Annotated in this window: 26 protein-coding genes; 12 read left to right on the top strand and 14 right to left on the bottom strand. The window is 69.6% G+C overall.

Annotated features, from left to right (window positions below):
• Window positions 1-69: 69 nt before the first annotated feature.
• Window positions 70-1,212, bottom strand: a complete 1,143-nt coding sequence (locus ACZ4TR_RS45095) for a BMP family lipoprotein (RefSeq protein ID WP_465294756.1) — start codon at window positions 1,210-1,212, stop codon at window positions 70-72.
• Between the two features lie 967 nt (window positions 1,213-2,179).
• Between ACZ4TR_RS45095 and sdhC the strand changes: the two genes are divergently transcribed.
• From sdhC to ACZ4TR_RS45075, 4 genes are read left to right on the top strand one after another with little or no spacing between them, the layout of a single operon-like run.
• Entirely contained in the window at window positions 2,180-2,623 is a 444-nt protein-coding gene (gene sdhC / locus ACZ4TR_RS45090) for a succinate dehydrogenase, cytochrome b556 subunit (protein ID WP_086861784.1), read from the top strand.
• Between the two features lies 1 nt (window position 2,624).
• The gene (locus ACZ4TR_RS45085) at window positions 2,625-3,038 is read left to right on the top strand and encodes a succinate dehydrogenase hydrophobic membrane anchor subunit (protein WP_155549007.1); all 414 of its coding nucleotides are present in this window, start codon (window positions 2,625-2,627) and stop codon (window positions 3,036-3,038) included.
• A gap of 19 nt (window positions 3,039-3,057) precedes the next feature.
• Window positions 3,058-4,812 carry a succinate dehydrogenase flavoprotein subunit gene (gene sdhA / locus ACZ4TR_RS45080; protein WP_465294754.1) on the top strand — a complete coding sequence of 585 codons (1,755 nt, stop codon included), beginning with the start codon at window positions 3,058-3,060 and terminating at the stop codon, window positions 4,810-4,812.
• Window positions 4,812-5,582: a succinate dehydrogenase iron-sulfur subunit gene (locus ACZ4TR_RS45075; RefSeq protein WP_465294752.1), complete on the top strand. Its 771-nt coding sequence runs from the start codon at window positions 4,812-4,814 to the stop codon at window positions 5,580-5,582. Before sdhA ends, ACZ4TR_RS45075 begins: the two co-directional genes overlap by 1 nt.
• A 299-nt stretch (window positions 5,583-5,881) precedes the next feature.
• Here ACZ4TR_RS45075 and ACZ4TR_RS45070 read toward each other — a convergent pair whose 3' ends face one another.
• Together ACZ4TR_RS45070 and ACZ4TR_RS45065 are read right to left on the bottom strand one after the other, a co-directional pair.
• Complete coding sequence (locus ACZ4TR_RS45070) at window positions 5,882-7,276, bottom strand: S8 family peptidase (protein ID WP_465294750.1); 1,395 nt, start codon at window positions 7,274-7,276, stop codon at window positions 5,882-5,884.
• A gap of 63 nt (window positions 7,277-7,339) precedes the next feature.
• Window positions 7,340-7,579: an SCO4848 family membrane protein gene (locus ACZ4TR_RS45065; RefSeq protein WP_465294748.1), complete on the bottom strand. Its 240-nt coding sequence runs from the start codon at window positions 7,577-7,579 to the stop codon at window positions 7,340-7,342.
• A gap of 43 nt (window positions 7,580-7,622) precedes the next feature.
• Here ACZ4TR_RS45065 and ACZ4TR_RS45060 point away from each other — a divergent pair, with 43 nt between their 5' ends.
• Window positions 7,623-8,867, top strand: a complete 1,245-nt coding sequence (locus tag ACZ4TR_RS45060) for a D-alanyl-D-alanine carboxypeptidase family protein (RefSeq protein ID WP_465294746.1) — start codon at window positions 7,623-7,625, stop codon at window positions 8,865-8,867.
• Here the strand turns inward: ACZ4TR_RS45060 and ACZ4TR_RS45055 are convergent.
• From ACZ4TR_RS45055 to ACZ4TR_RS45030, 6 genes are all read right to left on the bottom strand, one after another.
• A complete protein-coding gene (locus ACZ4TR_RS45055) occupies window positions 8,864-9,301 on the bottom strand; it encodes a winged helix-turn-helix transcriptional regulator (RefSeq protein WP_465294744.1) in 438 nt (145 codons plus the stop codon). The genes ACZ4TR_RS45060 and ACZ4TR_RS45055 overlap by 4 nt on opposite strands.
• Window positions 9,298-10,404 carry an acyl-CoA dehydrogenase family protein gene (locus ACZ4TR_RS45050; RefSeq protein ID WP_465294742.1) on the bottom strand — a complete coding sequence of 369 codons (1,107 nt, stop codon included), beginning with the start codon at window positions 10,402-10,404 and terminating at the stop codon, window positions 9,298-9,300. Before ACZ4TR_RS45050 ends, ACZ4TR_RS45055 begins: the two co-directional genes overlap by 4 nt.
• 56 nt (window positions 10,405-10,460) lie before the next feature.
• Window positions 10,461-11,471, bottom strand: a complete 1,011-nt coding sequence (yhjD, locus tag ACZ4TR_RS45045) for an inner membrane protein YhjD (protein ID WP_465294740.1) — start codon at window positions 11,469-11,471, stop codon at window positions 10,461-10,463.
• A gap of 45 nt (window positions 11,472-11,516) precedes the next feature.
• Complete coding sequence (locus ACZ4TR_RS45040) at window positions 11,517-12,020, bottom strand: AAA family ATPase (protein WP_465294738.1); 504 nt, start codon at window positions 12,018-12,020, stop codon at window positions 11,517-11,519.
• Entirely contained in the window at window positions 12,017-13,048 is a 1,032-nt protein-coding gene (trpS, locus tag ACZ4TR_RS45035) for a tryptophan--tRNA ligase (protein WP_465294736.1), read from the bottom strand. Before trpS ends, ACZ4TR_RS45040 begins: the two co-directional genes overlap by 4 nt.
• A 124-nt stretch (window positions 13,049-13,172) precedes the next feature.
• A complete protein-coding gene (locus ACZ4TR_RS45030; RefSeq protein ID WP_465294734.1) occupies window positions 13,173-13,523 on the bottom strand; it encodes a hypothetical protein in 351 nt (116 codons plus the stop codon).
• Between the two features lie 454 nt (window positions 13,524-13,977).
• On the opposite strand from ACZ4TR_RS45030, the gene ACZ4TR_RS45025 reads away from it, so the two are divergent.
• Window positions 13,978-14,706 (top strand): chitinase, encoded by a 729-nt coding sequence (locus tag ACZ4TR_RS45025; RefSeq protein WP_465294732.1) that lies wholly within the window; start codon window positions 13,978-13,980, stop codon window positions 14,704-14,706.
• Window positions 14,707-14,763: 57 nt separating this feature from the next.
• Here ACZ4TR_RS45025 and ACZ4TR_RS45020 read toward each other — a convergent pair whose 3' ends face one another.
• Window positions 14,764-15,264 (bottom strand): MarR family winged helix-turn-helix transcriptional regulator, encoded by a 501-nt coding sequence (locus tag ACZ4TR_RS45020; RefSeq protein ID WP_465294730.1) that lies wholly within the window; start codon window positions 15,262-15,264, stop codon window positions 14,764-14,766.
• An 82-nt stretch (window positions 15,265-15,346) separates the two neighbouring features.
• On the opposite strand from ACZ4TR_RS45020, the gene ACZ4TR_RS45015 reads away from it, so the two are divergent.
• Window positions 15,347-15,820, top strand: coding sequence for a cupin domain-containing protein (locus ACZ4TR_RS45015; RefSeq protein ID WP_465294728.1), 474 nt, complete (start codon window positions 15,347-15,349; stop codon window positions 15,818-15,820).
• Here the strand turns inward: ACZ4TR_RS45015 and ACZ4TR_RS45010 are convergent.
• Window positions 15,817-16,623: an exodeoxyribonuclease III gene (locus tag ACZ4TR_RS45010; protein WP_465294726.1), complete on the bottom strand. Its 807-nt coding sequence runs from the start codon at window positions 16,621-16,623 to the stop codon at window positions 15,817-15,819. The genes ACZ4TR_RS45015 and ACZ4TR_RS45010 overlap by 4 nt on opposite strands.
• Before the next feature lie 55 nt (window positions 16,624-16,678).
• Here ACZ4TR_RS45010 and ACZ4TR_RS45005 point away from each other — a divergent pair, with 55 nt between their 5' ends.
• Window positions 16,679-17,416, top strand: a complete 738-nt coding sequence (locus ACZ4TR_RS45005) for an MBL fold metallo-hydrolase (RefSeq protein ID WP_465294724.1) — start codon at window positions 16,679-16,681, stop codon at window positions 17,414-17,416.
• Between the two features lie 581 nt (window positions 17,417-17,997).
• Here ACZ4TR_RS45005 and ACZ4TR_RS45000 read toward each other — a convergent pair.
• Together ACZ4TR_RS45000 and ACZ4TR_RS44995 are read right to left on the bottom strand one after the other, a co-directional pair.
• On the bottom strand, window positions 17,998-18,294 hold the full coding sequence (locus tag ACZ4TR_RS45000; protein ID WP_364518062.1) for an SH3 domain-containing protein: 297 nt from the start codon (window positions 18,292-18,294) through the stop codon (window positions 17,998-18,000).
• Window positions 18,295-18,473: 179 nt separating this feature from the next.
• On the bottom strand, window positions 18,474-19,697 hold the full coding sequence (locus ACZ4TR_RS44995) for an NADP-dependent isocitrate dehydrogenase (RefSeq protein ID WP_465294722.1): 1,224 nt from the start codon (window positions 19,695-19,697) through the stop codon (window positions 18,474-18,476).
• Between the two features lie 257 nt (window positions 19,698-19,954).
• On the opposite strand from ACZ4TR_RS44995, the gene ACZ4TR_RS44990 reads away from it, so the two are divergent.
• The 4 genes from ACZ4TR_RS44990 to ACZ4TR_RS44975 are packed head-to-tail and all read left to right on the top strand — an operon-like array spanning window position 19,955 to window position 22,180.
• On the top strand, window positions 19,955-20,473 hold the full coding sequence (locus ACZ4TR_RS44990) for a hypothetical protein (RefSeq protein ID WP_465294720.1): 519 nt from the start codon (window positions 19,955-19,957) through the stop codon (window positions 20,471-20,473).
• A gap of 25 nt (window positions 20,474-20,498) precedes the next feature.
• Window positions 20,499-20,879: a DUF2203 domain-containing protein gene (locus ACZ4TR_RS44985; protein ID WP_465294718.1), complete on the top strand. Its 381-nt coding sequence runs from the start codon at window positions 20,499-20,501 to the stop codon at window positions 20,877-20,879.
• A 9-nt stretch (window positions 20,880-20,888) separates the two neighbouring features.
• On the top strand, window positions 20,889-21,506 hold the full coding sequence (locus ACZ4TR_RS44980; RefSeq protein WP_465294716.1) for a class I SAM-dependent methyltransferase: 618 nt from the start codon (window positions 20,889-20,891) through the stop codon (window positions 21,504-21,506).
• A complete protein-coding gene (locus ACZ4TR_RS44975; RefSeq protein WP_465294714.1) occupies window positions 21,503-22,180 on the top strand; it encodes a hypothetical protein in 678 nt (225 codons plus the stop codon). The genes ACZ4TR_RS44980 and ACZ4TR_RS44975 overlap by 4 nt, the downstream gene beginning before the upstream one ends.
• On the opposite strand, the gene ACZ4TR_RS44970 is transcribed toward ACZ4TR_RS44975, so the two are convergent.
• On the bottom strand, window positions 22,170-22,676 hold the full coding sequence (locus tag ACZ4TR_RS44970) for a hypothetical protein (RefSeq protein ID WP_465294712.1): 507 nt from the start codon (window positions 22,674-22,676) through the stop codon (window positions 22,170-22,172). The genes ACZ4TR_RS44975 and ACZ4TR_RS44970 overlap by 11 nt on opposite strands.
• Window positions 22,677-22,727: the final 51 nt, after the last annotated feature.

The following is a 22,727-nucleotide window of genomic DNA, read 5'->3' as shown; positions in this document are numbered from 1 at the left end:
TTCCATATCTGTCAAAACACGTGAGGGCTCGGAGGGAGAAGTCCCTCCGAGCCCTGCCCGCGTTGTCAGTTACTTCTGCGGCTTGTCCGAAACGGTGATCGCGCCCGAGATGATCTGGGCCTTGTAGCCGTCCAGGACGTCCTTGATGTCGTCGACCTTGCCGCCGGAGGTGGCGTAGCCGACGCCGTCGACCTTGAGGTCGAACCGCTTCGGCAGGGTCGTCAGGTCACCCTTGGCGACGGCCTGGATGTAGTCGAACACCGCGACGTCGACCCGCTTGAGCATGGACGTGATGATGACGTCCTTGTCGGCCGCGACGGTCTTCTGGTTGTACTGGTCGGAGTCGACGCCGATGGCCAGCGCGTTGCCCGACTTGGCGGCGTCGAAGACACCCTTGCCGGAGGCGCCGGCGGCGTGGTAGATGACGTCCGCGCCCTTGGCGATCTCGGCCGCGGCCTTGGCGTTGCCCTTCGGCGGGTCCTGGAACCCGGAGAAGTCACCGGCCGGCGTGAGGTACTCGTCCTCGATCTTGATCTTGGACGAAACCGTCTTCGCGCCCTGCAGGAAGCCGGCCTCGAACTTCTGGATCAGCGGGGTGTTGACACCGCCGACGAAGCCGATGTGGCAGCTCTTGCTCTTGTACGCGGCGGCGACGCCGGCCAGGAACGAGCCCTGCTCCTCGGCGAAGACCAGCGGCGTGACGTTCGGGAGCGTGATCGAGTCGTCGTCGACGATCGCGAACTTGGTGTTCGGGTACTTGGCGGCGACGGCCTTGACCGAGTCCGCGTAGGCGAAGCCGACCGCGACGATCGGGTTCAAGCCCTGCGAGGCCATCTGGTCGAGGCGCTGCTGCTTGGCCGACTCGGCCTCGCTGGCGGACGCGGTGCTCTCGTTGACCGTCGTCACGCCCAGGTCGGACTTCGCCTTGTCGGTGCCCGCGGCGGCGGCGTCGTTGAACGACGCGTCACCCCGGCCGCCGACGTCGAAGGCCAGGCCGATCTTGAGCTGGCTGCCGTCCACCTTGCCCCCGGCGGCGGCCGTGCTGCTCGACGCGGCGGGCGCGGCGGGCGGCTTCTGCGCGGTCACGCAGTCCGAACCACCCGACGAAGGCGCGGCGCTGTTGTTGCTGCTGCCACCGCTCGAGTCCTTGGCGCACCCGGCCAGGGTGAGCACCCCGGCCATGGCCACGGCGGCCAGCGCGGTTCCACGCATGCGACGCAACGTGTGTCTCCCTCCCCGCTGATCCAGCGGATGGTCAAGGGCACGACCCGGCCCACTGCCGGGTCGACCGCCAGACCGTACCCAACGGACAGGAAAGCGCCATAGGAACGGCACGCTACGTAACACAAACGTTTACTCACGAGTCGCACGCGCGACGGCTTGTACACTCAGGGTGATCGACGGGCTTACAGCTGGCCACTTTCGGCGGGTTCTCGGGCGGGTTCGCGGGGGCGGGACGGCCGAAATGCCGTCGAATGTCACGCACTGTGCCCGCGACCGCCCCCGAATGGCCACTCCGGCTCGAGTTGTCCACCGCGCTCACCGATTGTGGACAACTCTTCCCTCCGAAGCCGCTGGAGCCGGTTCCGTCGGTTGCCGCCGATAAACTGGATCCGGGGACGCCCCCCTGGGAGCGGCGGGGGATGTCCGGGGACTTACGGGGCCGGTTGCCTCCGGTGCAGTGAATGACTCATTGCCTGCGCCGGACGCCAGGAATGAGTCATTCACTGCACCAAGACCGGGCCTGGCGCGGCGAGTACGCGCGTTCGGAGAACGTGTTGCCGGTGCCGCGACCTGGTGAACGACCCCTCTCACCTCGTCAGATGAGGTGAAAAGGTCGTTCACGACGTCCGGGCCACCGTCGCCACGGCGATCCGGCCGTGCCGCCCCGCAACCTGCCGGAGAGCGCGAGGTCCGGCCGGTCGCGCCGCGTCCACAGTGGACCCCCCTTTTCTGTGACCGCGCCCACAATCGGTATGTGCCCCGGTGTCTGGTCCATCACAGAGAGGAACCCGGAGGTGAGCCGTCCGTCGGGAGCGGGTCTAGCATCCCTTTCATCCACGCTCGATGACCCTTGATCTCGGCATTGCCGCCGTAGTCGTCCCCAGGTGGACGACGACGATCAGTGCGGACCTCACCGGCCACCGGGCACAAGTCAGACGTTGGAGGCCGTTCACCGATGTCCACCACGGCGAGCACTGCCACTGAGGCAGGGGCGAGCGATCGGGCGGGTGCCTCACGCCGGCAGGGGACCTTCTACCGGGGCGACCCCGGCATGTGGTCCTGGGTGCTGCACCGCATCACCGGCGTGCTCACATTCTTCTTCCTGTTCGTGCACGTGCTCGACACCGCGCTGGTGCGCGTGTCGCCGAACACCTACGACCAGGTCATCGAGACCTACAAGACCCCGATCGTCAACCTCCTCGAGGTGGGCCTGGTCGGCGCGGTCCTCTTCCACGCGCTGAACGGCATCCGCGTCATGCTGGTCGACTTCTGGTCGAAGGGCCCGAAGCTGCAGAAGGCCATGCTCTGGGTGATCGGCGTGGTCTGGGTCGTCGTGATGGTCCCCGGTGCCTTCTTCATGCTGAAGCGCACCGTCGAAACGCTCTTCGGGGGTAACTGACATGGCCGACCTCGCCCTCGCGAACCCCCGCGCGCCGAAGCGTCCCGCCGCCCGCCGGAGCAACTTCGAGCTCTACAGCTGGCTGTTCATGCGGATCTCCGGCCTCGCGCTGATCATCCTGGTGCTCGGCCACCTGCTGATCATGAACATCCTCGACGGCGGCGTGCACCGGATCAACTGGGGCTTCGTCGCCGGCCGCTGGGCCTCGCCGTTCTGGCAGTTCTGGGACCTGGCCATGCTGTGGCTCGCCGAGATCCACGGCGGCAACGGCCTGCGCACCATCATCGACGACTACGCGCGCAAGGACAGCACGCGGTTCTGGCTGAAGATCCTGCTCTACGTCTCGATGGCGCTGATCCTGGCCGTCGGCACGATGGTGATCTTCACCTTCGACCCGAACATGCCCGCGAACTGAAGCCCGGAGACCTCCCACCATGCAGTTCCACAAGTACGACGTGGTGATCGTCGGCGCCGGCGGCGCCGGGATGCGCGCGGCCATCGAGTCCGGCCAGCGCGCCCGCACCGCGGTCCTCACCAAGCTCTACCCGACCCGGTCCCACACCGGCGCGGCCCAGGGCGGCATGTGCGCCGCGCTGGCGAACGTCGAAGAGGACAACTGGGAGTGGCACACCTTCGACACGGTCAAGGGCGGCGACTACCTCGTCGACCAGGACGCCGCGGAGATCATGGCCAAGGAGGCCATCGACGCGGTGCTCGACCTGGAGAAGATGGGCCTGCCGTTCAACCGGACGCCCGAGGGCAAGATCGACCAGCGCCGCTTCGGCGGGCACACGCGTGACCACGGCAAGGCCGCGGTGCGCCGCGCCTGCTACGCCGCGGACCGCACCGGCCACATGATCCTGCAGACGCTGTACCAAAACTGCGTCAAGTACGGCACGGAGTTCTTCAACGAGTTCTACGTGCTCGACCTGGTGCTGTCGGAGGACGACAACGGCAACCCGGTCGCCTCCGGCGTCGTCGCCTACGAGCTGGCCACCGGCGAGCTGCACGTCTTCCAGGCGAAGTCGATCGTGTTCGCCACCGGCGGCGCGGGCAAGATCTTCAAGACGACGTCGAACGCCCACACCCTCACCGGGGACGGCCTCGGCATCATCTTCCGCAAGGGCCTCCCGCTGGAGGACATGGAGTTCTTCCAGTTCCACCCGACCGGCCTCGCGGGCCTGGGGATCCTGATCTCCGAAGCCGTCCGCGGCGAGGGCGGGATCCTGCGCAACGCCGACGGCGAGCGGTTCATGGAGCGCTACGCCCCCACCATCAAGGACCTCGCGCCGCGCGACATCGTGGCGCGGTCGATGGTGCAGGAGGTGCTGCAGGGCCGCGGCTGCGGGCCGAACAAGGACTACGTCGTCCTCGACGTCACGCACCTGCCGGTCGAGGTCCTCGAGACCAAGCTGCCGGACATCACCGAGTTCTCCCGCACCTACCTGGGCGTCGACCCGGTGAAGGAGCCGGTGCCGGTGTTCCCGACCTGCCACTACGTGATGGGCGGCATCCCGACCAACATCCACGGCGAAGCGTTGCGGGACAACGAGAACGTCATCCCGGGCCTGTACGCCGCGGGCGAGGTCGCGTGCGTGTCCGTGCACGGCTCGAACCGCCTGGGCACGAACTCGCTGCTGGACATCAACGTGTTCGGCCGCCGCGCCGGCATCGCGGCCGCGGAGTACGCGCTGGCGCACGAGCACGTCGAGCTGCCTTCGAACCCCACCGCGCTGGTGGAAGAGCAGCTGTCGGGCCTGCTGTCGGAGCACGGCGACGAGCGCGTCGCCGACATCCGCAAGGAAATGCAGCAGACGATGGACTCGCACGCGTCGGTGTACCGGACCGAGGACACGCTGAAGCAGGCGCTGACCGACATCCAGGCGCTGAAGGCGCGTTACCAGCGGATCACCGTGGCGGACAAGGGCAAGCGGTACAACACCGACCTGCTCGAGGCCGTCGAGCTGGGCTTCCTGCTGGAGCTGGCCGAGGTGCTGATCGTGGGCGCGCTCGCGCGCAAGGAGTCCCGCGGCGGCCACGCCCGCGAGGACTACCCGAACCGCGACGACACGAACTTCATGCGGCACACCATGGCGTACAAGCAGGGCACCGGGCTGGCGTCCGACATCCGGCTCGACTACAAGCCGGTTACCTTCACCCGCTACGAACCGATGGAGCGGAAGTACTGATGACTAGTGTTGCCGAAGCTCCTTCGTCTTCTGCTGCCGACGAGCACACCCCGATCACCGTCACGCTGAAGATCCTGCGGTTCAACCCCGAGGTGGACTCGGAGCCGCACTGGGAGTCCTACGACGTCCCGGCCCAGCGCACCGACCGGCTGCTGAACCTGCTGTTCTACGTCAAGGACTACATCGACGGGACGTTCTCGTTCCGCCGGTCGTGCGCCCACGGCGTGTGCGGCTCCGACGCGATGCAGATCAACGGCATCAACCGGCTGGCCTGCAAGGTCCTGATGAAGGATCTGCTCGAGAAGGACGGCAAGAAGACCACGATCACGATCGCCCCGATCAAGGGCCTGACGACGTTGAAGGACCTCTACGTCGACATGGACCCGTTCTTCGAGGCGTACCGGGCGATCAAGCCGTACCTGATCAACTACAGCCCCGAGCCGACGCGCGAGCGTCTCCAGTCCCAGGCGGACCGGGACCGGTTCGACGACACCACGAAGTGCATCCTGTGCGCTTGCTGCACTTCGTCGTGCCCGGTGTACTGGAACGACGGGTCGTACTTCGGGCCCGCGGCGATCGTGAACGCGCACCGGTTCATCTTCGACTCCCGTGACGAGGGGGCGGAGGAGCGCCTGGACATCCTGAACGACGGCGAGGGTGTGTGGCGCTGCCGGACGACGTTCAACTGCACGGACGCGTGTCCCCGGGGTATCCAGGTGACGAAGGCGATCCAGGAAGTGAAGCGCGCTCTGCTCTTCAAGCGCGTCTGACATCCTTCACGACGAAGGGCCCCCGCTCGACTGAGCGGGGGCCCTTCGTCGTCCTGCCAGGGCAGGCAACCGCCAGCCGGCAACGCAAGCCGACCACGAGATCACCAGACCTCCCCCGCTTTCGCGCGGTAGAACAAAACTGTCCTCGCCGGACGGGCAGGCTCCGGGATGACCGCCCGTCCCGCTGACCTCTCACCTTTTCGAGGTGGGCCGCTGGGTGGTCATCCCGTCGCCTGAACGAGGCCTATCACTTTGACGGCCTCAGGCGACGGGATGACCACGCAGCTCCTTTGCTGGGGTCAGCGGACCGCGTCCAGGGCGTTGACCAGGCCGTGGCCGTAGTACGAGTTGTTCTTCGCCGGCCCCGTGCACTCCGTCTCCGCCGACGCGCACGTCACCGGGTCCGCTTCACCCGTCAACACCCGGGCCAGCAGCTGCGGCGGAAGCCCCCGGAAGCGGGACGCGATCAAAGCCGCGACCCCAGCCGCGTGCGGCGAGGCCATCGACGTCCCGCACTTCGAGCCGTACAGCCCGCCGAACACCGTCGTCGACAGCGGGCACGACGGGCCTTCACCCGATGGGGGCAACTGCGAGAAGTCCCCACCCGGAGCCGTCACGTCGATCTCGCCGTAGTTGCTGAACGACGACTTCGTGCCCGCGTACCCCACCGACGACACCGTCACGACGCCGTCGATCGCCTTCGGGAGGATGCCGCACGACGAGTCCACCGGGTGGGGGCGGTTCGGGTCCGTCGTCTGCGCAGTCGTGTCGAAGCCCGAGTTGCCCGCCGCCGACACGTTCAGGACCCCGTGGTGCGTCGAGTACTGGATCGCGCGCCGGACCGCCTCGTAAGCCGCGGCGTCTCCGGGCTCGCGAGAGCAGAAGAACATGCCCGGGTCGATGTAGTAGCTGTTGTTCGTCACCGGGAAGCCGTGCTTGGCCGCCCACACGAAGCCGCAGACCGCCGACTCCGGGAAGATGTAACCGTCGTCGTTGACGACCTTCACCGACGCCAGCTTGACCCCCGGCGCGATGCCCGTGAAGCCCGCCGCCGGGTCCTTGCCCGCGATCGTGCCCGCCACGTGCGTTCCGTGGTCGGACGTCGTCGGGGCCCACGACGCCGGTGAAGTGTCCGCGGCGCCCGTGATGCAGCCCGCCGATTCCGAAGGCGAAACGGCCGCCTTCAACGCCGGGTGCGTAGCGTCGATGCCCGAGTCCAGGACGCCGACCGTCACCGACCGGCTGCCCTGGTACTTCTTGTTCGCCTCCGGCGCGTGAATCGCCTTCATGTCCCACTGCTGCGCCGACAGGTCACCCGCGGCGGCCGTCGAGCGTGTGTCCTCCAGCGTCCGCACCGCGCCCAGCGAACGGGCGGCAAGAGCGGAAGAAGCCACGTCCTTCCCGCCCGAGTAAGCCCGGTAGACGCCGATCTTCTGCTGGAAGTCCGCGTTGCGCGAGCTGGCGATCGCGACGCCGATCTCGCCGTAGTACGCCACCTTCGTGCCGCACTTGGCCGCCAGCTCCTTGTCGACGGCCGATGCGCGCGTGCCCGGCTGGTAGGTCACCACGTAGGTGTACGGCGTGCTCGTCGTGTCGCAAGCGACCGGCGCGGCCTCGGCGGCCGGTGCCGCGGCGAACAGGCCGCCCCCGACGGCCAGCACGAGCGGGGCCGCCATTCGGCGTAAACGGGACATTCCACCTCCAGAGTCAGTGGCGTCAACCTAAACCGGCCCCGGGGACCGCGCCACCGACCAAAGTCAGGAGGGGACGCGCGAAGTAGCACGCACCCCGCGCCAGCCCAGCACGCCGATGACCGTCCCGAGCACGAACGACACGACCGTCAGCACCGCGTGCACCACGAAGTACGCGGTCGGCGAGCCGTCGGGCGTCCAGGACTGGTCGCTCGCCCACAGGTTCTTGGCGAACGTGATCCAGATGATCCACGACCACACGCCGAAGGCCAGCAGGAACAGCGAGGTGCCTCGCGAAATGCGCATGCCCCTGAGTATGCGACGCGCGCCTCGGCGCTAGATTGCATGGGTGCACTCCGCTGTCTTCCGGTCGCTCAAGGTCTTCACGACGACGCTCGCCGCCGCCCTCCTGGCCCTGAGCGCCCCGGTCCTCGCCGCCGCGGCGCCGCAGCAGGGCCAGTGCGCGAACCGCCAGGCCCCGCCGGCCCCCGTCGACACGTCGGAGAAGCCCGCGCCCGGCCAGCAGGCCCCGCCGGCGCTGGCCGTGCCCGCCGTCCCGGTCGGCGGCCCGCGGATGGCCGAGTGCGGCCTGGTCACCCCGGACGGCGCGCTCAACCCGCCGGACGGCAACACCGCGGCGTCGTGGGTGGTGCAGGACCTCGACACCGGCGCGGTGATCGCGGCCAAGGACCCCCACGCCCGGGAGCGGCCCGCGTCGCTGATCAAGACGCTGCTCGCGCTCGTCGTGGTCACCCAGCTGAACCCGCAGCAGGTGCTCGTCGCGACGAAGGAGGACGCCGAGCAGGAGTGCACCTGCGTCGGCCTCGTCGCCGGTGGCCAGTACACCGTCGACCAGCTGCTGCACGGCCTGCTGATGCACTCGGGCAACGACGTCGCGCACGCGTTCGCCACGGCGCTCGGCGGGGTCGACTCCGCGGTGGCCAAGATGAACGCGCTGGCGGCCCGCATCGGCGCGCACGACACGCGCGCCGCGACGCCGTCGGGGCTCGACGGGCCGGGCATGTCGACCTCGGCCTACGACCTGAGCCTGATCTTCCACTACGCGATGAAGCAGCCGGAGTTCGCGAAGGTCGTCTCGACGAAGAACTTCGAGATCCCGGCGACCGGCGGCAAGCCGGCCATCCCGGTCTACAACGACAACAAGCTGCTCGGCGTCTACCCCGGCTTCCTCGGCGGCAAGACCGGCTTCACCGACGACGCCCGCCACACCTACGTCGGCGCGGCGCAGCAGAAGGGCAAGCGGCTCGCGGTCGTCATGCTGCGCGCCGAGCAGAAGCCGACGAAGGTCGTCGACCAGGCCGCGAAGCTGCTCGACTACGGCTTCGAGCTGGAGGCCGACCGCGCCGTGCCGGTCGGGCGGATCGACTACCAGGCCCCGGTCACCACCCCCGAAAGCACCGACACGTCCGTGCTCGCCGACGGCGGCACCGGCAACAGCGGAACGTCTTCGGCCGCGGCCGCCGCCAAGGAAGACCCGTTCGGGGTCACCGGCTGGATCATCACGCTGGTGGTGTTCCTGATCATCGTCGGCGCGTTCGTGGTCGGGCACCAGCGCAAGAAGGCCGCGAGCTAGCGGAACCCGGGGCCGGGCTCGGGGGTCACCCGATCGGTGGTGATCGCGCCGCCGCAGTGTCCACACGCGACGTACGTCTCGGCGACCTCACCACAGTCGTGGTGGCGCAACAGGATCGGCGGGCCTTCCGGACCGGCGAGGTGCTTGTCGCCCCACTGCATGAGCGTGACGACGGCGCCGAAGAGGTCCCGCCCGGCCTGCGTCAGCACGTATTCGGGCACGGGGTCGACGCGGTCGAGGACGCCGGCGTCGACGAGGGTCTTAAGCCGCGCCGACAACGTCGGGCGCGGGATCGACAGGTTGCGCGCGAACTCGCCGTAGCGCCGCACGCCGAAGAACGTCTCCCGCAGGATGAGCAGGCTCCACCGCTCCCCGACCAGGTCGAGCGCGCGTCCGACCGAGTCGCTGGTGAACCGGTGCGTCAGGTCGGTCACAGCTGCTCCGTGCGGGCGGGGACGCCCAGCAGCAGCTTGCCGGACAGCTCGAAGCTGGCCGGGTTGACCTGGAAGTGGGCGGTCGCGGTGTGGGCGTCGCGGAAGCGGCGCTGCAACGGCGACGTCTCGTAGATCGCCGCGCCGCCGCCCAGGTCGTACATGCTTTCGGCGACCTGGGCGGCGGTGCGCGTGACGTGCGTGGCGGCCAGCCGCAGGCCGAGTTTCAGCTGGTCGGACACCGGTTCGGTGCCCTGCGCGGCCTGCCAGGCGTCGTCGATGCTCGTGTAGGAGAGCAGCCGCGCGGCGCGCACGGCGGCCTCGGCTTCCGCGACGGCCGCCTGCGTCGCCGACCGCTCGGCGAGCGACCGGCTGGAGCCGAGGGGTTTGCGCGTCGAGGCGAGCTCGACGAGGTCGTCGATCGCGCCGCGCGCGTTGCCCAGCGCGGCCGCCGCCACCGACAGCGCGAAGAAGCCGAAGAGCGGAAAGCGGTGCAGCGCAACGGCTTCCGCGGGCGGGCCGCCCAGCACCGAGAAGACGCGGTGCTCGGGGACGAACAGCTCGTCGGCGACGCAGTCGTGGCTGCCGGTGCCGCGCAGGCCGGTGGTGTGCCAGGTGTCGAGGACTTCGATCTCGGCCTTCGGCAACGCGGCGACGTACAGCTCGCCTTCGTGCACGAAGCCGGCGAAGAGCCAGTCGCAGTGCGGGATACCGCTGCAGAACGCCCACCGGCCGGAGACGACGTAACCGCCGTCGGTTTTCTTACCGGCCCCGCGCGGCGCCCAGACGCCCGCGGCGACGGTCTTCGGGTCGCCGAAGACCTCTTCGGCGCACTTCGGCGGGGCGTAGGCCGAGAGGAGGCTGCTCGTGACGGCGATCGAGACGCACCAGCCGGCCGAGGCGTCGCCGCGCGCGACGGTCTCGGCGGTTTCGAGGCTGAGCGCGGGCGGGGCTTCCGGGCCGCCCAGGTAGCCGGGGACGCCGCTGCGCAGGAGCTGGGCATCGGTCAGCTTGGCGACGAGCTCGGCCGGCAACGCGCGCTGCCGTTCGGTGACGGGTGCGAGCGACTTGGCGAGGACGGCGCACTCGCGGGCGGCGTCCAGCATGAAACCTCCGGTTCAGATTTCTTACCGGTTCAGTTTCTTTACTGGGTGGATCGGTGTCAAGGCTTGCGGCGGCCACCCAGCCACGCGAGCAGCGCGCCGGCGCCGAACGCACCCGCGACGGCGCCGACGCCCGGCCCGCGCTGCAGGGTGACGCTCTGCTCGAGCCGCACCGGCGGCGGGGGCGCGACGACCTTGCGCTCGTTCTCCTTCGCCGTCGCCGTCCAGGCGGTGACGAGCAGGAGGAAGCGCGAGACGAAGTTCGCGAAGACGAGCAGGCCGATGACCGGGCCGAACAGCGCGAACGCCGGCGACTTCGTGACGCTGGCCAGGTAGAACGTGGCGGCCTGCTGCAGGATGACGAACCCGATGGAGGCGAACACCGCGCCCTTGACCGCGCTGCGCAGCGCGACGCGTTCGCGCGGCAGGCGCGCGATGACCCAGAGGAAAACGAGGGTGTTGGCGGCCAGGCCGAGCACGATGGTCGCGATGCGGAGCAGGACCTTCGCCCAGGTTTCGTCGGCCAACCCGACGAGCCCGAGCAGGAAGTTCCCGACACCGCCGCCGATCGCGGTCAGCGCGAACGAGACGACGAGCGCGACACCCAGCCCGACCAGCGCGACGAGGTCCTTGAGCGTCTGCTTGACGATCGGCTGGGACTGCTTCTCCTGCCCCCACTGCGCGGTGAGCGCGTCCCGAAGGTTCGACATCCAGCCGACGCCGGAGTAGAGGGCGATGAGCAAACCGAAGATCCCGATCCCGCTGCCGGCTCCGATCGCGGCGTCCACGATGCCCTGGACGAGACTGCGCAGGCCCGAGGGCACCGAGTTGTTGATGCTGTCTTTGATCTGGTTGATGATGTGCGGGTCATGGTTGACGACCAGCCCGACCACGGCGAAGGCGACCATCAGGATCGGGATGACCGACAGGACGCTGAAGTAGGTGATCGCGGCGGCGTAGTGGTTGCCGTACCGCTCGGTGAAGGCCTCGTTCGCCCGGATCAGGTGATCGAGCCACGGGTACTTCCGCCGCAGCCGCGGCAGGAGCTTTTCCTTCTCTTCGTTCGCCACCGTGAAACGCTAACCACGCCCGGTGACTCCCGCAACGCGAGCGGCTCACGTGAGGGAGGCGAGGAGGGCCGGGTAGGCATCGGCTTCACGCAGGATCACAGCCCCGGGGCGCGTCGCGGCGTACCCGGCCACGCGGTCGTACGCCGCCGTCAGGTCTTCCTCAGTGAGGGGCGCCGCTGTCTCGATCTCCGACGAACCGCGTCCGGCGACGCGCCGGCGGGTCTCCTCGCGGCCGGGCAGGAGCACGATCTCGTGGAAGCTCGCGCCGGTCTCGGCGGCCAGTGCTTCGAGCCGCTCGGCGAACCCCGGGCGGGCCAGCAGCTGGGGCACCACGACGTCGTGGCCCGCGGTCAGGTGCGTGCGGGCCGCCGTCACCGCGAGGTCTCGCGCCAGCACGCCCGCTTCGCCCGGCGAAGAACGCCAGCCGCCGATCATTGCGCGGACGACGTCCACGTCCAGGGCGAGCGCCGGTGGGTGGGTGTCGGCGTAGCGCCGGGCGAGCGTTGACTTGCCGCTGCCCGGCGGGCCGTTCAGCAGGATCAGCTTCACCGCACCGGCGGCAGGAAACCGATCCGCTGGTACGTCTTGGCCAGCGTCTTCGACGCCACGTCGCGGGCGCGCTCCGCTCCCGCCGCGAGGACCTTGTCCAGCTCCGCGACGTCGTCCAAATAGGACTTGGCGCGCTCCTGGATCGGGGTCACCCACTCGACGAACACCTCGCCGAGGTCCTTCTTCAGGTCGCCGTAGCCCTTGCCTTCGTACGCCGCCTCGAGGTCGGCGATCGTGCGGTCGGTCAGGGCCGAGTAAATAGTCAGCAGGTTCGAGACGCCCGCCTTGTTCTCGGCGTCGAACTTGACCTCGCGGCCCGTGTCGGTGACCGCCGAGCGGATCTTCTTCGCCGAACGCTTCGGGTCCTCGAGCAGCTCCACGATCCCGTTCGCGCTGGAGGCCGACTTGCTCATCTTGGCCGTCGGGTCCTGGAGGTCGTAGATCTTCGCCGTGTCCTTGATGATGTACGGCTCCGGTACGACGAACGTCTTGCCCAGCCGGTTGTTGAAGCGCTGCGCGAGGTCGCGCGTCAGCTCCAGGTGCTGGCGCTGGTCCTCGCCGACCGGGACCGCGTCCGCCTGGTAGAGCAGGATGTCCGCGGCCTGCAGGATCGGGTAGGTGAACAGGCCGACGCTGGAGCGGTCGGAGCCTTGCTTCGCGGACTTGTCCTTGAACTGCGTCATCCGGCCGGCCTCGCCGAACCCGGTCTGGCACTCCATGACCCAGCTCAGCTGGGCATGCTCCGGGACGTGGCTCTGCACGAACAGGGCGCTGCGCCGCGGGTCGATGCCGATGGCCAGCAGCTGCGCGGCCGAGACGCGGGTGCGCTGCCGCAGCACCTTCGGGTCCTGCTCGACCGTGATGGCGTGCAGGTCGACCACGCAGTAGAACGGCTCGTGGGTGTCCTGCAGCCGCACCCACTGGCGCAGCGCGCCGAGGTAGTTGCCGAGGTGGAACGAGTCGGCGGTGGGCTGGATCCCGGACAGGACCCGCGGACGGCGTTCGGCGACGGTCTGCTCTTCGGACACGGGAGGATTCTTCCAGGCCGGGCGGTGCGGCGGGTGCCGAGGGGGCCCAAGCTGGGGATTCTTCCAAGCCGCGCCACGGCCGGGAATCGCCCGCCGGGTAGCACAACGGACGCCGCGCGACAGGTCAGGCGTGCGGGCGCTGCGTGAGGAACGGGCGGGTCGGCGTGGCCTCGGGCTCACCGAGGACGGCCTCGGCCATCGCCGTGACCGGGCCGGGCGCTTCGGGGACCGCCGGGGCGGCCTCCGCGACGCGGGCCTTGCGACGCTGGCGCAGCACACCCAGCGTCATGCCGACGATGCCGAGCGCGACCGCGACCAGCCCGACGGGGCCGAGCACGCCGAAGCTCTCCGCGCCCGGGTCCGCCTGCGCGGTCACGACGTCGGCGAACGCCTTGCCGCCGCCGGCCAGGAGCAGCGCCGCCGGGACGAGCGCGACCACCGCGGCGGCGCGAGATGCGCGCAGCGTGGACCGCATCAGGGTTGGACCTGGGTTGCGCACCGGAGTGCCTCCCGCGATTGACGAGCGAAACGCTCACCCATACGAGTGAGACGCTGCATGCTGCTGGTCAAAAAACTACCGAGTGTGTCAAGACCCGGAGGCGCTGACCGACTCGGCGGCCGACACTAGCGCCCAACCGAGAACACGATCCGGGCACCCCCACGGTTCAGATCGCCACCCGAGTGGGTGTTGCGGAAGACGGAACGCTCGTACCGAAAGTAGAGAATGACCGGTCACTGTCCGGCCGTCCGTCACCCGTTCATCGCAATCCGAGCTCACCCTCTGCCATTCGCCGCAGTCACCACTGCTCCGATCGCGCGGTCTTATTCGGAAAACTATTAACACGAAAGTGATTGGTCTATACCTCTTGGTGTAACCCATTCGGCTCGGTCGGACCGCGCACGACCGGCGTGATCAAGAGGAGTCCCGAATGTCGATTACCCGGTTCCTGAAGCGCACCGGCGTGGCGGTGAGCGCGCTCGCCGCGGCGGCCGCCGCCGTCGTGCTCCCGGCGACCACCGCGTCCGCCGCGGCGGACGCGTCCTTCGTGGTCAGCGAGGCCCAGTTCGACCAGATCTTCCCGAGCCGCAACAGCTTCTACACCTACAGCGGCCTGACCGACGCGCTGTCGGCCTACCCCGGCTTCGCCACCACCGGCGACGACACGGTGAAGAAGCAGGAAGCGGCGGCGTTCCTGGCGAACGTCAACCACGAGACCGGCGGCCTCGTCTACGTCGTCGAGCAGAACACCGCGAACTACCCGCACTACTGCGACGCGAGCCAGTCCTACGGCTGCCCGGCCGGCCAGGCCGCGTACTACGGCCGCGGCCCGATCCAGCTGAGCTGGAACTTCAACTACAAGGCCGCCGGCGACGCCCTCGGCATCGACCTGCTCGGCAACCCGTACCAGGTCGAGCAGAACGCGGCCGTCGCGTGGAAGACCGGGCTCTGGTACTGGAACACCCAGAGCGGGCCGGGCACGATGACGCCGCACGACGCGATGGTCAACCAGCGCGGCTTCGGCGAGACCATCCGCAGCATCAACGGCTCGATCGAGTGCAACGGCGGCAACCCGGCGCAGGTGCAGAGCCGGATCGACAAGTACACGCAGATCACCGGCATCCTCGGGGTCCCGGCCGGTGACAACCTGTCCTGCTGAGCCGGGCGCGGCGAGAAGGGCCTTCCCGGCACACCGCCGGGGAGGCCCTTTTTCGCGTCACGCCTGGGGATCGAGGTGCCCCAGGAGCTTGCGCAGGACGTCGTCGAGCAGACTTAGGTCCTTTTCGGACAGTCCGGACAGCAGCTCGGAGACGTTCGCGGTGTGCTCGGTCATCGCGGCGTCGACGGCGTCGAAACCCTGGTCCGTCAAGCGGATCCGGAAGCTGCGGCGGTCGTTCGGGTCCAGCGCGCGCTCGACGAACCCGGCCTTCTCCAGCCGGTCGAGACGGCTCGTCATGCCGGCGCGGGACATCATCAGCGTCGCGGACAGCTCGGAGGGAATCAGCGTGTAGGGCGGCCCGGACCGGCGCAGCGCCGCCAGGACGTCGAACTCCCCACGCTGCAGGCCGAACTTGCCGAACACCCGCTCCTGGGCCGGGCCGAGCACCAGCGCCAGCCGGCCCATCCGCCCGGCCACGCCGATGGCGGTCAGGTCGAGGTCGGGGCGTTCGCGATGCCAGGCCGACACGACGGCGTCGACGGCGTCTTCGTCACTCACCCCGCTCACCCTATTCGACGCCAGCACTATTCGCTGCCTGATAGTTTGACAGCGAACTATAAGACATGAAACCATCTTCGGCATGACGACACTGCTGGTACGCCACGACGAAGCCGAGCAGCTCGGCTCGACCCCCGACACGATGACCCTGCTCGCGGACGTCTCCCAGACCGGCGGGCACCTCAGCACGAACCGCGCGTCGCTGGGCCGCGGACGCGACGGCGCGACGCCGCACTTCCACACCTCGTCGGCCGAGATGTTCTTCATGCTGGACGGCGAGCTCGAGGTCCTGAACGGCGAAGACGTCGTGACGGTCCGGACCGGCGACATGCTGTTCGTGCCGCCGCACACGAATCACGCGTTCGGCGCGACGGCGCGGTCGGGCGCGGACTTCCTGATCGTCTTCACGCCCGGAGTCGAGCGGTTCGAGTACTTCCGGATGATCGACCGGATCCGCCGGGGCGAGGCGTCGCCGGCGGAGATCCTGGCGACGCAGGACCGGTTCGACAACCACTTCGTGGACAGCGCGGCCTGGCGCGCCGCCCGCGCGGCCTAGATGTCGTAGGTGGCGGTGACCGGCGCGTGGTCGGACCAGCGCTGGTCGTAGGCGGCCGCGCGCTCGACGACGACGTCGACGACCTTCTCGGCGAGGCCCGGGGTGGCGAGCTGGCAGTCGATGCGCCAGCCGGAGTCGTTGTCGAAGGCCTGGCCGCGGTACGACCACCAGGTGTACGGGCCGGGGCCTTCGGGGTCGAGGCGGCGCTGGACGTCGGTGTAGCCGGCCTCGGTGTACACGCGGCCGAGCCAGGCGCGTTCCTCGGGGAGAAATCCGGAGTTCTTGCGGTTGCCGCGCCAGTTCTTGAGGTCGACGGTGTCGTAGGCGATGTTCCAGTCCCCCACGACGACCACTTCGCGTCCGGCCGCGGCGGCCTTCGCCCGCAGTTCGACGAGGTAGGGCAGGAACGCGGCCATGAAGCGTTCCTTTTCGTCCTGGCGCTCGGTGCCGACGTCCCCGCTGGGCAGGTAGAGGCTCGCGATCACGACGTCCGGCAGGTGGACTTCGAGGTAGCGGCCGCTGTCCTCGAATTCGGGTTCCCCGAAGCCGATCCGGACCTCTTCGGGCTCGATGCGGCTGTAGACGGCGACGCCGTTGCGTCCCTTGACCGCGGAGGGGGCGTGCACCGCGAACCAGCCCTCGGGCGCGACGACCTCGGCGGGGAGCTGCTCCGCCGTGGCGCGTACTTCCTGGCAGCAGACGACGTCGGCCTTCGTGGCGGCGAGCCACTCGACGAAGCCCTTTTTGGCGGCGGCGCGGAGGCCGTTGACGTTCACGGTGGAGACGGTCAGCACGTGCTGCACGCTACCTGCCGGAACTCGCGTGCTGCCCGGTGGCCGCTCTGCCAGACTGCCGGGCATGGGTGAGCTGACGGTGCTCGGCAGCTGCGGCGCGTTTCCGGAGCCCGGGCGGGCGTGCGCGGGATTCCTGTTGTCGCACAACGGGTTTCGCGTCGTTCTCGACCTCGGGTACGGCGCGGCGTCGCGCCTGTTCGCGCACGGGCTGCCCGACGCCGTGGTGGTGACGCACGAGCACCCCGACCACTGCGCGGACGTGAGCGCGCTCGGGCGGGCCTGGTACTACACGGTCCAGGCCGGCAGCGGATCGCCGCGGTTGCCGCTGCACTGCACGCCCGGCACGCTCCGGCGCCTGGAGGCGATGGAGCCGCGGCCGCACCCGGCGGAGCTGTTCGAGGTGCACGACCTCGGCTCGCCGGCCGAGGTCGGCCCGTTCCGGCTCACGACTTACGAGCTGCCGCACTACCTGCCGAACTTCGGCGTCCGGCTGACGGCGCCCGGGCTCACGGTGGCTTACACCGGGGACACGGGACCGTCGCCCGCGTTGGCGGACCTCGGCCGCGACGCGGACCTGTTCATCTGCGACGCCACCCTCCGCACCCCACCGGCGGAGGGAGAGCCCCGCTTCTTGATGACCGCGGCCGAGGCAGGCCACTGGGCAGCCGAGGCCGGAGCGCGCCGGCTCATGCTGACCCACTTCTGGCCGGGCACCGACCGAGCGGCGGCTGCCGCCGAGGCCCGCGCCGAGTTCGGCGGCGAGGTGCTGGTCGCGGAAGAGGATCTGACCGTCACGCTCTGACGCTCGGGAGTGGTTGCCCTGGGCTGGCACCGCGGAGCGCCCGCGCTGCCACGGCCGGGAAGCTCGCTCACGCAGCCGACCTCGGTCCGCCGAGCGCCACCTCGCATGCCGATGCCTAGCCCGCGCGCCGACGAGACCGGGGGCGCGCTGGCCTGGCACAGCCTGCGCGCGGCCACGGCCGAACCCTCGCCTACGCAGCCAGCCTCGGCCCGCCGAGTGTCCCCTCGCACGCTGATGCCGAGCCCGCGCGCCGACCAGACTTGGAGTCGCGCTCCGCCGTCCCGGCAGGCACGGAGGAAGCTCGCCCTCGCGCTCCGACCCCCGTCGGAGCGCGGTCCCCAGGCTTCTTCCCCCGGCACCCGCCGAGCCGCCGGCAACCCACCGCCCGCGGAACTCCCCCTGGAGACCCCGCGGACACCGCCTCAGCCCATGCCGCATTCAGTTGTCGTCCGCCCTCGGACGTTCGGCACCTCCGCTCACCTGCGTTTTCCGGCTCGCCAAGTTCTATCAGCGACCACCGACAAAAAACGCGCCTCGAAGCCACCCGCGCGCGTTTCGCCGGGCTTGAGACGAGTGGGAACTCAGCAGGCGGACCCGGCGACCGGCTCGGTGAACGCGGCGGCCACCCACTTGTCGTCGGCCACCTTCCGGAAGCCGTTCTGCACGCCCGGGAGCGCGTCGAACTGGGCGTCGCGCAGGTACTTGCCGACGATCTTCGCGTTGCCGTCGGCCGTCTCGCGGGCGTTGAGGACGTCCGCGGTCACGGTCACCTTGCAGCCGGTCGCCGAAGCGCCCGAGGCCTGCTTGTCCGTGTTCACCACGTAGACCAGGACGACCAGGACGATGGCGCCCAAGATGAGCAAAGTCTTCTTCGACATGCCTTCCTCCAACCGCGTGCCCCGTCCCACGCCAAGGGTAGGCAATCCTTTACCCGTACCGACAGCGCCGGACGCAGCAACCACCCGGAGGCGCCAGTCCGCATCCCCCGCCGGTGACGCACCGTGTACGAAAAAGGCCCCCTTCCCGGCGAACCGGAAAGGGGGCCCTTCGACCACGCTCAGCCCTGGGCGATCTTCTTGGCCAGGTTGTCGTCCAGCGTCGCGAGGAACTCCTCGGTCGTCTGGAACGGCTGGTCCTTGCTGATCAGCAGCGCCAGGTCCTTCGTCATCTGGCCGGCCTCGACCGTCTCGACGACGACCTGCTCCAGCTTGTTCGCGAAGCCGATCAGCTCCTGGTTGCCGTCCAGCTTGCCGCGGTGCTCGAGGCCCCGGGTCCACGCGTAGATCGACGCGATCGGGTTCGTCGAGGTCGGCTTGCCCTGCTGGTGCTGGCGGTAGTGCCGGGTGACCGTGCCGTGCGCGGCCTCGGCCTCGACGGTCCGGCCGTCCGGCGTGCGCAGCACCGACGTCATCAGGCCGAGCGAGCCGAAGCCCTGCGCGACCGTGTCGGACTGGACGTCACCGTCGTAGTTCTTGCACGCCCAGACGTAGCCGCCCTCCCACTTCATCGCCGCGGCGACCATGTCGTCGATCAGGCGGTGCTCGTAGGAGATGCCCTTGGCGTCGAAGGCGGCCTTGAACTCGTTCTGGAAGATCTCCTCGAACACGTCCTTGAACTGGCCGTCGTAGGCCTTGAGGATGGTGTTCTTGGTGGAGAGGTAGACCGGCAGGCCGCGGTCGAGGCCGTACTGCAGCGACGCGCGCGCGAAGTCCTCGATCGACTTCTTGAAGTTGTACATCCCCATGGCGACGCCGCCGCCCTCGGGGAACTTCGCGACCTCGAACTCCATCGGCTCGGAGCCGTCGTCCGGGGTGTAGCTGACGGTCAGCGTGCCCGGGCCGGGGACCTTGAAGTTGGTCGCCTTGTACTGGTCGCCGTGGGCGTGGCGGCCGATGATGATCGGCTTCGTCCACGTCGGCACCAGCCGCGGGATGTTCTGGATGACGATCGGCTCGCGGAAGATCACGCCGCCGAGGATGTTGCGGATCGTCCCGTTCGGGGACAGCCACATCTTCTTGAGGCCGAACTCTTCGACGCGCGCCTCGTCCGGGGTGATCGTGGCGCACTTGACGCCGACGCCGTGCTTCTTGATCGCGTTCGCGGAGTCGACCGTGACCTGGTCGTCGGTGCGGTCCCGCTCCTCGATGCCCAGGTCGTAGTAGTCCAGGTTCACGTCCAGGTACGGGTGGATCAGCTTGTCCTTGATGAACTGCCAGATGATGCGGGTCATCTCATCGCCGTCGAGTTCGACGACGGTGCCCTGGACCTTGATCTTGGCCATGAGCAGCGGTGCTCCTTCCGCGGATCTTCGCGTTCTTCTTTTAAGTCTCGCCGGTAGCGGTACAAGCGTACTGCTTGACCGTCCTGGATGGTTCCAGTAGTGGCCGGTATCAAGTCTCCCCCGGCCGTTTGTGGCCAGGGTCACCGGGCACGACCTGCCGTTAGGCCGATCCGACCGCTCGCCGAGCGAGCGTCGCGCTTCCGGGTGAACCAGGGCACGATGCCATCCGTGAACTCATCATGCGGGAGGTGACGGCCATGTCGACCCATCGGTACGCCGAGTACGAAGACGACTACGAGGACTACGAAGACCCCGAAAACACCGCTGACGTGCTCGACGAGCGGCCGCGCCGTGGCGTCGCCCACCTGGTCAGCGCGCTGGGCGGCCTGCTGCTCACGCCGGTCGCGCTGGGCCTGCTGAGCTGGGGCGGCCTGCGCCAGCAGCAGCTGGTCCAGGCGACGCTGAGCACCAACCGCGACCCGCTGGGCATCGCGCTGCTGGCCGGCGGGGCGATCCTGCTGCTCGTCGTCGCGTCGCTCGGCGCGCTGTCGGCGGTCGGCCCGATCCTCGGCGGGCTGATCTACGGCGTGCTGCCCGGCGTCGCGGCGATGGCCGTGCCCGAGTGGGGCTTCCGGCTGGTGAACCTCATGCCGAAGAGCGACATCGCGTACGGCGTCATGGACTTCCTCTTCATCGGCGGCCTGCTCGGCGTGGGCTTCCTGCTGGTCGGCAGCGGGCTCGCCAACGCACTGGTGCGGCGGCGCCGGGAGGCCTGAACCACGCCGGTGGGATCATCGGCCGATGGGGTTGTTCACCGTCGCGGAGGCACGCGACGAACTGGCGCGGCTGCGGCCTGTCCTCGACGAGCTCGTGCGGGTCCGGGCCGACGCGGCGGAGCTCGCGGCGTCGCTGCGCCCGGGCGGGCGGGAGACCGGGCTGGGCGGCCTGCCCGAGTGGAAGGCCGCGCAGGCCCGGCTCGACGACCTGATGACGACCGTCCAGCGCACCGGCGCCGAGCTCAAGGGGTTCGCGCCGCTGCTGGTCGACTTCCCGGCCGAGCTCGACGGCACCGACGTGCTGCTGTGCTGGCTCGAGGGCGACCGCGAGCTGGGCTGGTACCACCGCGCCGACCTGGGTTTCGCCGGCCGCCGGCCGCTGAAAATCACTGGTCGGGCGGACTAGGTTGGGTGCGTGGACCACGCATCGAGAGCTGCCCTGTTCGACGGTACGGCCGAGCGCTACGACGAAGACACCTTCCACGCCCAGGTGGCGGACGAGCTGGTCGCGCCGCTGCCACCCGGGCCGGGGCTCGTGCTGGACGTCGCCGCCGGGACGGGCTTCGCGGCGTACGCGGTGTTGCGGCTGAAGCCCGCTCGGGTGCTGGCGGTCGATCTTTCGCCGGCGATGCTCGCGAAGGCGTCGGCGAAGGCCGCTTCGCTGGACCCCGCCGGGGTGATCACGTGGCAGGTCGGGCCGGCGGTGCCGATGCCGGCGCCGGACGGGTCCGCCGACGTCGTGCTGTGCGCGTCTTCGCTGCACTTCCTGGGGGCGGTCGCGTTCGCCGACTGGCTGCGGGTGCTGCGGCCGGGTGGTCGGCTGGCGTTCTCGGTGGTGTCGGGGGCGCGGTTCCGGCCTTCGGGTCCGTTCGCGGCGTTCGTACCGGAGGACTTGTCGTTCCCGCTCGACGAGGCCGGCGCGGCGGCACTGGCCTCGTCGGCGGGGTTCGTGGACGCCTCCGCCCGGACGTTCACGGTCGACGGCGGAGACCGGGTGCGGAGCGTCTTCCTGGTGCACGCGACGGCGCCGTGAACCTGGAGCGGTTCGCGGACGGGCACCTGACGGAGGTCACCGCGGACGGCAGCCGGGTTTCGCTGCGGCTCGAGGCGTACGCGGACTATCGGCGGCTGCCGGGCGAGGTCTCCGTGGTCGAGGTCTTCGAGCTGAGCGCGGCCCCGGGCGAGCTGGCCATGGCGGGGCCACCGGTCGCCGGGCACTGCATCGAGGAGCCGTCGAGCTGGGAAGACGACGGCGTGTGGACTGCCGAGTTCTTCGCGCCGCTTCGGATCCGCGTGAAGGCCGCCGCGTTCAGGCTGGATCTGCTGCGGACCGAACGGCGGCCGGTCCTGCCCGAGCCCGCCGTAAACGTCTGCACCTTCGAACTCATCGAACTGCCGGCGCTCGGCCCCGACGTCGTCTGGCGCACCTTGGGCGGCGGAGCGGGCACGCCCGCCGATCCCGACGGCTGGTTCCTCCAGCGCCGGGACCGGCTGACGTCCTCCCCCACCGGCATCTTCTGCGCGACCGCCGCGAACCGCGTCACCTTCGAACGCCAGGACGCCGACGACGCCCTGTGGCGCGCGGTCCGGTTGCTCGGCGGGCACGCGAGCCGCGTGTGGTCCGGCAACTGCGTCTTCCGGCCGACCGACTGGGTCGACTGGGTGACCGCCGGGACGCTGCCGCCGGTGGAGCGGCTCAGGCCGTGAAGTGGACCTCGCCGCGGGTCGCGGGGCCGTCCGGGCTGTCGCAGCGCTGGACGAACGTCGCGTCGAGGCCGGTGACCGTGCCGTCCGCCGCGCGGTCCAGGCGGTCCAAGGTGAAGTCCGCGTAGACATCGCCGCAGCCCAGGCCGCCGCTGACCACCAAGAAGCCCGGCGTGTCCGTCGCCGGGTCCTCGGTCCAGCGGAAGCGCGCACCGGTGTACGTGCCCGTGTGCAGCGCTTCGCCGGCCGGTGGGCTCATCTCGACCCGCAGGTCGGTGAACCCGGACTGGACGTCGACCTTCAGGATTCCCGCGTTGACCCACACGCGGACCTCGTCGCCCGGCCCGGCGTAGTGCGCGGTGCCGTGCAACGGGTGCGAGCCTTCCTCCGCGACGTAATCGACCGTCTGCACCGGATCCGCCGAAGCGACCGGCACGAGCGCCAAGCCCAGGCCGGCCGTCACCGACAGGAGCACGCAGGCACGACGAAGTGAATTCACGGAACCTCCCCAGTCCGAGGCCGCCGGTGCGGCATCACCGATCATGCTGCC

The organism is Amycolatopsis sp. NPDC028719 (genome assembly GCF_055565395.1).
This window is presented reverse-complemented; position numbering and strand designations above follow the sequence as displayed.

Coding starts and splice junctions, on each gene's coding strand:
- ACZ4TR_RS45095 (WP_465294756.1), bottom strand. CDS start 1,212: ATGCGTGGAACCGCGCTGGCCGCCGTGGCCATGGCCGGGGTGCTCACC.
- sdhC (WP_086861784.1), top strand. CDS start 2,180: ATGTCCACCACGGCGAGCACTGCCACTGAGGCAGGGGCGAGCGATCGG.
- ACZ4TR_RS45085 (WP_155549007.1), top strand. CDS start 2,625: ATGGCCGACCTCGCCCTCGCGAACCCCCGCGCGCCGAAGCGTCCCGCC.
- sdhA (WP_465294754.1), top strand. CDS start 3,058: ATGCAGTTCCACAAGTACGACGTGGTGATCGTCGGCGCCGGCGGCGCC.
- ACZ4TR_RS45075 (WP_465294752.1), top strand. CDS start 4,812: ATGACTAGTGTTGCCGAAGCTCCTTCGTCTTCTGCTGCCGACGAGCAC.
- ACZ4TR_RS45070 (WP_465294750.1), bottom strand. CDS start 7,276: ATGTCCCGTTTACGCCGAATGGCGGCCCCGCTCGTGCTGGCCGTCGGG.
- ACZ4TR_RS45065 (WP_465294748.1), bottom strand. CDS start 7,579: ATGCGCATTTCGCGAGGCACCTCGCTGTTCCTGCTGGCCTTCGGCGTG.
- ACZ4TR_RS45050 (WP_465294742.1), bottom strand. CDS start 10,404: ATGCTGGACGCCGCCCGCGAGTGCGCCGTCCTCGCCAAGTCGCTCGCA.
- ACZ4TR_RS45030 (WP_465294734.1), bottom strand. CDS start 13,523: ATGCGGTCCACGCTGCGCGCATCTCGCGCCGCCGCGGTGGTCGCGCTC.
- ACZ4TR_RS45025 (WP_465294732.1), top strand. CDS start 13,978: ATGTCGATTACCCGGTTCCTGAAGCGCACCGGCGTGGCGGTGAGCGCG.
- ACZ4TR_RS45015 (WP_465294728.1), top strand. CDS start 15,347: ATGACGACACTGCTGGTACGCCACGACGAAGCCGAGCAGCTCGGCTCG.
- ACZ4TR_RS45005 (WP_465294724.1), top strand. CDS start 16,679: ATGGGTGAGCTGACGGTGCTCGGCAGCTGCGGCGCGTTTCCGGAGCCC.
- ACZ4TR_RS45000 (WP_364518062.1), bottom strand. CDS start 18,294: ATGTCGAAGAAGACTTTGCTCATCTTGGGCGCCATCGTCCTGGTCGTC.
- ACZ4TR_RS44995 (WP_465294722.1), bottom strand. CDS start 19,697: ATGGCCAAGATCAAGGTCCAGGGCACCGTCGTCGAACTCGACGGCGAT.
- ACZ4TR_RS44990 (WP_465294720.1), top strand. CDS start 19,955: ATGTCGACCCATCGGTACGCCGAGTACGAAGACGACTACGAGGACTAC.
- ACZ4TR_RS44985 (WP_465294718.1), top strand. CDS start 20,499: ATGGGGTTGTTCACCGTCGCGGAGGCACGCGACGAACTGGCGCGGCTG.